Annotated in this window: 2 protein-coding genes; both read left to right on the forward strand. The window is 74.8% G+C overall.

From position 1 onward, the window contains the following. Positions 1–132: 132 nt before the first annotated feature. Positions 133–1,386 carry an aminotransferase class III-fold pyridoxal phosphate-dependent enzyme gene (locus GTW43_RS15065; protein WP_161302416.1) on the forward strand — a complete coding sequence of 418 codons (1,254 nt, stop codon included), beginning with the start codon at positions 133–135 and terminating at the stop codon, positions 1,384–1,386. Between the two features lie 184 nt (positions 1,387–1,570). Further along, a partial coding sequence (locus GTW43_RS15070; protein WP_161302418.1) for an aldehyde dehydrogenase family protein occupies positions 1,571–2,064 on the forward strand: 494 nt, incomplete at its 3' end.

Genomic DNA, 2,064 nt, shown 5'->3' on the forward strand with positions numbered 1-2,064 from the left:
CGGCACCGCCCGCACGCGGGCCGCCCTGCGGCACGGCGACATGCCTGGTCAGGCGCGGTGGACCGGTCATGGCGGCGAAACACCCCACATGACCCATTGACGTCGGTTCGCCCCGGCATCGACGCTGGGGGCATGACCCAACTGTCCGAGCATCTGCGTCAAGCCACCCCCGTCGTCGCGCAGCGCGGGGAGGGCGTCCATCTCTACGGCGTCGACGGCCGCCGCTACCTGGACTTCACCGCCGGGATCGGCGTCACCAGCACCGGGCACTGCCATCCCCGGGTCGTGGCCGCCGCCCAGGAGCAGGTCGGCACCCTCATCCACGGCCAGTACACGACCGTCATGCACCAGCCGCTGCAGCGCCTCGTCGAGAAGCTCGGCGACGTGCTGCCGGAGGGCCTGGACAGCCTGTTCTTCGTCAACTCGGGTAGCGAGGCCGTCGAGGCGGCGATGCGGCTCGCCCGTCAGGCGACCGGGCGGCCCAACATCGTCGTGGCGCACGGCGGCTTCCACGGCCGCACCGTCGCCGCCGCCTCCCTCACCACGTCCGGCACCAAGATCCGGACCGGCTTCGGGCCGATGATGGCCGGCGTCGCGATCACCCCGTTCCCGAACGCGTACCACTACGGCTGGGACGAGGAAACGGCCACGCGGTTCGCGCTGCGCGAGTTCGACCACCTGCTCCAGACCGTCTCCGACCCCGACGACACCGCGGCGATCATCATCGAGCCGGTGCTCGGCGAGGGCGGGTACGTCCCGGCCAACACCGCCTTCCTGCAAGGGCTGCGCGAGCGCGCCGACCGGCACGGCATCCTGCTGATCCTCGACGAGATCCAGACCGGCGTCGGCCGCACCGGCCGCTTCTGGGGGCACGAGCACTTCGCGGTGCGCCCCGATGTGCTGATCACCGCCAAGGGCCTGGCCAGCGGGTTCCCGCTGTCCGGCATCGCGGCGCCCGAGGCGCTCATGCACCGGGTCAGGCCCGGCTCCCAGGGCGGCACCTACGGGGGGAACGCGGTGGCCTGCGCCGCCGCCTGCGCCACGCTCGACGTGATCGCCGAGGAGGGCCTGGTGGCCAACGCGGCCGCGATGGGCGACCGCCTGCGCGCCGGACTCGCCGACGTCGCCGCCAAGCATCCGGCGATCGGCGACGTCCGCGGCCTCGGCCTCATGCTGGCCAGCGAGTTCACCGCCCCGGACGGCAGCCCCGACCCGGCGACCGCGCTGCGCGCCCAGCAGGCGGCCGCCGACGAGGGACTGCTCCTGCTGACCTGCGGCCCCTGGGGCAACGTGGTCCGGATGATCCCCGCCCTCGTGGTGACGGAGCAGCAGGTCGACGACGCGCTCCAGCGGTGGTCGGTGGCGGTGGGCACGGCCACGGGCTGAGCCGTGCCCCGGGTGGGCCCGGCGCGGGAGCCCGGCCCACCCCTGACAGGGCCCCGCGGGGAACGACCTCGGAAGCCCCCGACCGCCCCGTGTCCGCCCGGCACCTGCCCGCCCGGCACCTGCCCGCCCCGACCGCCACCTGCCCGCCTCTCCGCTCGCCCCCTCTCGACCACCGGAGCCCCCCTTGCCCACGCACCCCGTGATCGACTCCGTGCCGAAGCAGCTCTACCTCGCCGGCGGCTGGCACGACGCCGTCTCCGGCCGCCGCCTGCCCGTCGACAACCCGGCCACCGGCGCCCTCCTGTGCGAGGTCGCCGACGCCGGTCCCGACGACGCCGCGCGCGCCCTGGACGCCGCCCGCGCGGCCCAGGACGGCTGGGCCCGCACCGCACCCCGGGTCCGCGGCGAGATCCTGCGCCGCGCCCACGAGCTGATTCTCGCCCGCACCGAGGAGCTCGCCCTCCTCATGACCCTGGAGATGGGCAAGCCGCTCGCCGAGGCCCGCGGCGAGGTCGCGTACGCCGCCGAGTTCTTCCGCTGGTTCGCCGAGGAGGCCGTCCGCATCGACGGCGGCTTCGCCACCAGCCCGGACGGGCGCAACCGCCATCTGGTGCTCCGTCAGCCCGTCGGCCCGTGTCTGCTCATCACGCCGTGGAACTTCCCGCTCGCGATGGGCAC

The organism is Streptomyces sp. SID5785, from assembly GCF_009870065.1.
GTDB lineage: Bacteria > Actinomycetota > Actinomycetes > Streptomycetales > Streptomycetaceae > Streptomyces.

Coding starts and splice junctions, on each gene's coding strand:
- GTW43_RS15065 (WP_161302416.1), top strand. CDS start 133: ATGACCCAACTGTCCGAGCATCTGCGTCAAGCCACCCCCGTCGTCGCG.